Consider the following 6,403-nt stretch of genomic DNA (forward strand, 5'->3'; position numbering starts at 1 on the left):
GGAAGTGTGTTCACATGGGTCAATTCTCAGTGACAATTTATGGGGCTACCGGGTCAGTTCTCAGTGACAATCAACAAAGCAAGGCCACCAAGTAGCGACGTAAGTGGCGTACGCAACTCGTGACTGACAACGCTCATAAAGTTCATCTTGAGCCGGGATGCGGAGGTCGCTTCTTGCGCAAGAGCGCGCATTTCCCTCGCTCTCTTCGCGGCGAACCGAAGCTCGAGAAAGAGCAGTATTATAAATATGCCAAAGAGGGCCAAGATCGTTGCACTAAGATAGGCAATTGCTTGTGACAGGGAGAGTAGGCCAGTCCTAAATTCCGTCAAAAAGGCCGTTTTCGCTTGAGCCAGTGCCAGCAAGAAATCCCTAAGAGAGATATCAAAGCCTTCGAGTGCATCTAAAAGGGTCGCCGCACTTTGAAAACGTACTGCGTCGGTCATGTCTTGCGTAGTGAACGCCTCAATCAGCGGCTCCAGCTCCTCAAACCTATCTTCAAGCGCTAGGAGCACGCTGTGATCGATGTTGAAGCTCTCGATAACCTGCGCCAGCTTCCCTTCTTGAAGGATGGTTATACGGCTCCAAGCGATGTCGAAGCGCAATGCGACATCGGTCGTAGGTTTAAGGCCTAATGCAGCTTCGCTGAGTGCTCTTTCTAGCCGAAGCATCTCAAACTGTAGTTGCGATCCAATCCATAGCGGATCCCTCTGCTCTGCGGTTTGGATGCTTTCAACCCTATCGCTAAGCTTCAAGATAACGCCAATTCCAAAAGCGACTGCTCCTACGAACAATACGAGGAGGATGGCTTGAATAGTTCTAATCTTTCTTTTCACTCGACAACAATTTCTTTGAGCTGCCAAACAAGCCGGTCATTATAAATATCACCACGCAGTTCCGGGTTCTCATCCATCGGGTAAATAACCCAAATTGGACCTTTTTCGCGCACTGGCATGGCTTCCCCGTCTCGCAAGATGGCCAGAATGACATCATAATCGAAAGCATCCGAAGCGGGGACGGTAGAAGTAAAGTCATTGAGCGCTACCATATTCAGTTGCGCATCTTTCTCGATTTCAAACATCTTTAAGATTGTTCGCAGGAGAGGTCCTTGAAACGCAGCAGCTGGATCGGCGTAGTCATTCGCTGTGACCACGACCGTCTGAGGTAGAGCCAGCAACTCCTCTAGAGTAAAATCTCGTGACTGTTTTGGGGTCGTAACAGTCAGAATGCTTTGCGCGAGACCAAAGCTGGGCAGAGCAAGAAAGGCGGCCATCAGGGCTGCACCCCATATCTTCTGCATTCGCATCATCAACATCCTCCATGCCAGCCGTAAGGAAAACCATACCATAATTTTTGGCAAATTTGCGGCATATAGGCAAAGCTTGGCTCTGTATTTCCCTATTTAGCCGCCCGTAGCCTAGAAACCCCTCATGATAGTAAACCTGCTAAATACTTCTTAAACAGACGGGGCATGGTCGCCGGCATAATGTCAAAGATGCAAACGCCCTGAACACACCTCTCCCGATTTGATCCACGTCAAATTCGGATGGCTCCGGCAGGATAAGCTGGAAGGGGAGGCCGACGAGAACCACTGCTTTGTTAGCGCTTCCAAAAAGTGTCCTAGAGCGATCCGACCCACCTAATTTAAGCCGGACGGCTCATAGAAGGCTAAAGGAGAAGCGCTATGTCAATAAAGACAATTCTAACCTGCCTTACCGATCAGCAAACTGCAGATGCGGTATTGCGCGCATCAGCTTTGCTGGCCCGTCGCCATAGTGCTCATGTAATCGGCCTGCACACCGTAGAGGCCTTAATGGTCTATCCTGGCATCGCGATGCATGTTCCAGACACTGTATTTGCAGCATATGGACAATCCCAGAAAGAACAGTCGGCCGCTCTTAAGGCCGTGTTCGAAAAGCATGTTCACGCTGAAGACCTCCTGGCCGAGTGGCGTCTCGTTCAAAGCCAGTCGGAAACTGCCGTAGAGCGGATCGTCGAAAGTGCGCAATGTGCAGATCTTGTGGTGTTGCCTGCTGTAGGCTCAGATGCGCAGCATAATGGGCATGCTCGCCTTCTAGAAGCGGTCATTCGAGACGGCGGAAGACCGGCCCTTGTGGTGCCTAAGGAGTTTAAAGCTGAGAGCCTTGGGCAAGACATTCTGATCGGCTGGAACGGTACACGCGAGGCAGTGCGAGCTGCGCATGATGCACGTACCTTACTCCACGAAGACGATAAAGCACATATTGTGCAGGTTAACGAGCATCATCATGACAGCCACCGCGATATGACAGCAAGCGATTTAGCAGCTGCCTTCGCTCGGCATGGGATTAAAACGACCTTGGTCGAACGGTCTTGGGAACACCCAGGGGTGGCGGCTGCATTGAACAAAGAAGCGTTTGAAAGAGGCTCGGACATGATTGCTGTCGGTGCATTTGGTCACTCCCGAACATACGATCTTGTTATAGGGGCTGCGACCCGCGAACTGTTGCGAAACACCGAGTTCCCGGTGCTATTCTCTCGCTAAAATGGCAAAGACTACGACCTTTGAGCTTGGCGTTCGATAAAAATATGCCCAGTTCTTTAGTCTCGTTCAGCGCCGCTCGCCAAATTCCACTCTTTCCAACCGAAGAAGCCAGAAAGCGTACCCAAAATAAGAGATGCTGACCCCCAAAAAGCCATATCTGGAAAATCGCTCGAGACAGAAAAGGCAAGAAACGCGGAAACGACAAAAATAAGACCTCCAACGCGCGGAAGCCAAAAAGCAAAAGTCCCGGCCGCAAACACTAGGATTGAGACACCGATGCCAATAGAGCGCGGCTGCGAAAACCCTTCTCCGGCGGCCTCGTCAAAAATTAGAAACTGAAGCAGCACTAGGATACTTAAACCTATTCCAATAGTGCCCAATGAAATTTTCATAGGAGTGTCTTCCGGCAGTGATGAACAAACCTGCCGTTTGAAAAGAAGGCAGTAGGCGCAGGGCAGGGGGTTCCCGTCTCATCAGCAGGGTGCCTCTTTGTTTGGCCATTTACAAGTCAGACCCCAGGGATAGGCTAACTAACTAAACATTGTGGCGGGTGTCTGACCAAATCCACCACCAGCTCTCTCTTTCCCGATCCAATGCTTGGATTGAGGTAGCCAAAAGACTGTTAGCTGGCGAAGAAAAAGCGCGGCGACCCATATGACGGAATGTGTGGGAGAAAGGCCGCCGCAGTCTAGAGGGCCTCAGGAAGAGCAGCCCCCGGTAAAGAACATGAACTACGCCGTCTAAGGTTAAATAGCGCCGAAAAGCTGTAAGGCAACTAACATCCTTGCAACAGACCCCCGCCCAGATCCTGGATGACCTGCTAAGTGCCATCGCCAATCTGCCGCCTGCCCAGATCGTAAGGGCCGAAGCCGCCCTCGCGACCGCGCGTCGTCGCGCGGAAGCTGTCGTGGAGATCAACACCGCCGGGCGGGCACGAGGCTGCCCACACTGCGGCAGCGCGCAGCGCTCCTCTTGGGGCTCCACGCGAGCAGGCGCACAGCGCTGGTGGTATAAGGATTGCGAACGGACCTGGACGGGACGGACGGGCTCACCTCTATCCCGCATCCACCGTCCCGGCCTTTTCATCGAGGTGGTCCGCAATATGCTCGACCCGGACGAGGAACCCCTGTCGTGCCGCAGGCTCGGGCGACGCCTCAACATTTCGCGCGATACGGTCTGGCGCTGGCGAATGATCGTTTTCGAGGAACTGAGAACCGTGATTCCGAGCGCGATGTCGGGCATCATCGAGACTGATGAGACCTACCAACGCGAGAGCCGCAAGGGATCGCATGAATGGGTCCGTTATCAGCGCGACCCCTCGCATCCGAAAACGACGCCCAAGCCACCACGGAAGCGCTGGTATGAGTATCCGAAGCGGCGGCCTCCGCAGGCCATCGCCCGAGCGTGGTCCGCACCGATCCTCGGTGTTGTGGATCGAACCGGGCGGGCGACCTTCCAGCACATGAAGAACACCTTACAACCAACAATCGAAGCGAAGCTTGTGCCGCAGGTCGCGCCCGACGCAATGGTGCTCTTCGATGGTGCGCCCCAATATGAAGCGATCGCCAAAGCGCGAGGGATCTCCTACAAGGTGCTCGTTGCTGGTCGTCGGACAAAGCGGATGCCCAAAGCCTATCATCTCAACAGCGTGAACTCGCTGCACTCCGAGTGGAAACGGGATTTTCGTGGGCGCTGGCGTGGTCCAGCGACGAAGTATCTCGATGGCTATGCGCGCTGGATGGTGGCGCGCCCCGACAGCGATCCGCTGGTCTTTTTCAGGTCAATAATCTCATTGGAAATGGTCAAAAGAGTAGACCGGTTTCTAACCGAATAGCGCTGCAAAGATTAGAAACACCACACTGAAAGCGCCGATTCCAAGAAGTATTTGCAGCGTCGCCGCGCCCATGTTTTTGCCGAAGACATAGTCCTTCCAAGTGAAGTAGGGGTCGCCTTCTTTCCGCTTAGCCATCTACGCTCTCCTAAACTTGTGCCTTCTGGTATCACACGGGATGGGGTCAGGAAAGCTCAGATGACCGTAGAGCATGCACTACCAACACGATTTGATGACATATCCTGAGAAAATCTTATCAAGCCGCTGACAGTATTATAATATTTTTAACTCAAGCTACTTTGAAAAGTGTGATTAGGCCCAGGGATATCCCTTCTTCGCCTCCGCTACCGAAACTTTATCAAGCTGAACCTCGTTCCTTCACCACAAACGATGACATCGCAATGCGTGATATGGCAGAAGCCAAAGGAACACGAAATGAAACTCATCCTCACTACCGCTGCCACTGCACTTATTTCCCACTGCAGCTATCGCCGATAACTCGACCCGCTATAATGATATCTTTCTCGACACGTCGAACGATGCGCAAACAGTTTATGGTGATAGCGAGCGCAGCTGGAACCCAAATGCGTCGACGAAAGCCAACGATATCTTCCTGAACACCAGCGATCAGTCCAAGAATGACGACACTGTAATGTCCACACGGAGCAGCTTGCGTAGCCCCGGTGAAGGTTATGTCTATGGCGGCTATGGCCAAGGCAACGACAGCCGGTAAACAATTGATAAGGCAAAGACTTATCACCCCAGGTCCGTTATGGAGCGTCAAATCTATACACCCTGCCAGAAAGTTGGTAGGGTGTATAAGTATTCGATTAGGATGGTCAGAGCAAAGCAGGACAGAGGTACATAACCTGTAGAGCTTCCCTAATTAAGCTTTACAGTATATTCTAAAACAATCTCTAACTTCGCTCAGAGAAATATGACCTGATATTGTTAGAGGAATTCTTGGAAGCAGCAAAAACCTTTAACACTTCAGCCAGTTTTGTAGAGCTGTAAGGCTTACCAAGAAGATCTATTGGCTTGATTTCATTGAGATCGCCTTCGGTTAACTCATGCAAGCTACCGCAGAGAGGCGCTGCTTAAGTTAGGGGCTAGTGACGTTATCACAAAACCTTTTGACCCAATATTGCTGAGTGCGCAGGTTAAAACTTCACTTCAGCAATGAAACCTGGAAAACTTTACACCCGGTCTCGACAATAGGTCCGGGTGATATGAGATATCCTTTTCTTGGCTTTATCAAGACAGGCTGGATGCCCGTAAGCTTTTCCATGCATTGCTGACTTATCTCCGCGGTTCGGGTGCTGCCATCCACATAAATATCTAGCCAATGGTACCCTTCCCAACCGATGTGACATGGCCCACCTTGTGGTTTAGCACCATCCCCACACAGGTCTTCAACAATCGCATATTTTCGCAATCGTGGAATATAAAACCTCGTACCAGGCTGGAAATCTTCTGATACTTTACCTTCATCTATCCGCCAGCCCACCGCTAAGGTTACAGGATCGTCGTAAGTTCCTATCCCCGCAGCAACTTCATGTATGATGGGGCGCCCAATGATGGCTGAGGCCGGGGGCGTGTTGTCCCAATAGCTGTAACCTGTCAAAAAAACGGTCATTCGCCTTTCTTTAGGAAGCCAAATGGCTCCCAAGAGCATCAGAACCAGAAGTGCACGTATGAGGCTTTTGGACTGTTTTATAGCCATTGTTTTCCCTCGCGTGCTTTGTCCTTGTTCTTGCAACATGTTTTAATAATACATGAAGGACCTATAGGCTATTTCTCTTAGGTAGGATGCGCCGGCGAGTAGATAGCGCTGTTGCTTAACGGTACCTGAATCTTTGCTCTTCGACATAAAAGGCAGGCTATACTCAGTTGGCTGTAAACAGCTCCCATACCGATCCCTCCCGTTAGGTAAAATACTGCTTTCTCACAATAATCACATTTGAGGGTAACGCCTGGTGTCTCAAGGGTCGTTGCGACAGTTTCCGCTATCTCAGTTTCCTCAACTCTTCCCTGAACGCTTCCGTCGGTGT

At 51.3% G+C, this 6,403-nt stretch carries 7 protein-coding genes; 2 read left to right on the plus strand and 5 right to left on the minus strand.

The window, feature by feature from the left end; all coding sequences use genetic code 11:
• Positions 1 to 53: 53 nt before the first annotated feature.
• Positions 54 to 833: a histidine kinase dimerization/phospho-acceptor domain-containing protein gene (locus ACGYLQ_RS20385; RefSeq protein ID WP_394444608.1), complete on the minus strand. Its 780-nt coding sequence runs from the start codon at positions 831 to 833 to the stop codon at positions 54 to 56.
• Positions 830 to 1,306, minus strand: coding sequence for a molybdopterin-dependent oxidoreductase (locus tag ACGYLQ_RS20390; protein WP_394444610.1), 477 nt, complete (start codon positions 1,304 to 1,306; stop codon positions 830 to 832). Before ACGYLQ_RS20390 ends, ACGYLQ_RS20385 begins: the two co-directional genes overlap by 4 nt.
• 375 nt (positions 1,307 to 1,681) lie before the next feature.
• Between ACGYLQ_RS20390 and ACGYLQ_RS20395 the strand changes: the two genes are divergently transcribed.
• Positions 1,682 to 2,521 carry a universal stress protein gene (locus tag ACGYLQ_RS20395; RefSeq protein WP_394444612.1) on the plus strand — a complete coding sequence of 280 codons (840 nt, stop codon included), beginning with the start codon at positions 1,682 to 1,684 and terminating at the stop codon, positions 2,519 to 2,521.
• A 56-nt stretch (positions 2,522 to 2,577) separates the two neighbouring features.
• On the opposite strand, the gene ACGYLQ_RS20400 is transcribed toward ACGYLQ_RS20395, so the two are convergent.
• Complete coding sequence (locus ACGYLQ_RS20400; RefSeq protein WP_394444614.1) at positions 2,578 to 2,913, minus strand: hypothetical protein; 336 nt, start codon at positions 2,911 to 2,913, stop codon at positions 2,578 to 2,580.
• Between the two features lie 392 nt (positions 2,914 to 3,305).
• Between ACGYLQ_RS20400 and ACGYLQ_RS20405 the strand changes: the two genes are divergently transcribed.
• Positions 3,306 to 4,355 (plus strand): IS1595 family transposase, encoded by a 1,050-nt coding sequence (locus ACGYLQ_RS20405; RefSeq protein ID WP_394444616.1) that lies wholly within the window; start codon positions 3,306 to 3,308, stop codon positions 4,353 to 4,355.
• Here ACGYLQ_RS20405 and ACGYLQ_RS20410 read toward each other — a convergent pair.
• Both ACGYLQ_RS20410 and ACGYLQ_RS20415 read right to left on the minus strand, forming a co-directional pair.
• Positions 4,344 to 4,490 carry a hypothetical protein gene (locus tag ACGYLQ_RS20410; protein WP_394444618.1) on the minus strand — a complete coding sequence of 49 codons (147 nt, stop codon included), beginning with the start codon at positions 4,488 to 4,490 and terminating at the stop codon, positions 4,344 to 4,346. The genes ACGYLQ_RS20405 and ACGYLQ_RS20410 overlap by 12 nt on opposite strands.
• Before the next feature lie 1,030 nt (positions 4,491 to 5,520).
• Positions 5,521 to 5,988 (minus strand): hypothetical protein, encoded by a 468-nt coding sequence (locus ACGYLQ_RS20415; RefSeq protein ID WP_394444620.1) that lies wholly within the window; start codon positions 5,986 to 5,988, stop codon positions 5,521 to 5,523.
• Positions 5,989 to 6,403 lie beyond the last annotated feature (415 nt).

The organism is Sulfitobacter sp. 1A12779 (assembly GCF_043557315.1).
Lineage (GTDB): Bacteria > Pseudomonadota > Alphaproteobacteria > Rhodobacterales > Rhodobacteraceae > Sulfitobacter > Sulfitobacter faviae.

Bases quoted from the DNA above. Each gene is read 5' to 3' on its own strand.
- ACGYLQ_RS20400 (WP_394444614.1), bottom strand. From the start codon at position 2,913: ATGAAAATTTCATTGGGCACTATTGGAATAGGTTTAAGTATCCTAGTG.
- ACGYLQ_RS20415 (WP_394444620.1), bottom strand. From the start codon at position 5,988: ATGACCGTTTTTTTGACAGGTTACAGCTATTGGGACAACACGCCCCCG.
- ACGYLQ_RS20410 (WP_394444618.1), bottom strand. From the start codon at position 4,490: ATGGCTAAGCGGAAAGAAGGCGACCCCTACTTCACTTGGAAGGACTAT.
- ACGYLQ_RS20395 (WP_394444612.1), top strand. From the start codon at position 1,682: ATGTCAATAAAGACAATTCTAACCTGCCTTACCGATCAGCAAACTGCA.
- ACGYLQ_RS20390 (WP_394444610.1), bottom strand. From the start codon at position 1,306: ATGATGCGAATGCAGAAGATATGGGGTGCAGCCCTGATGGCCGCCTTT.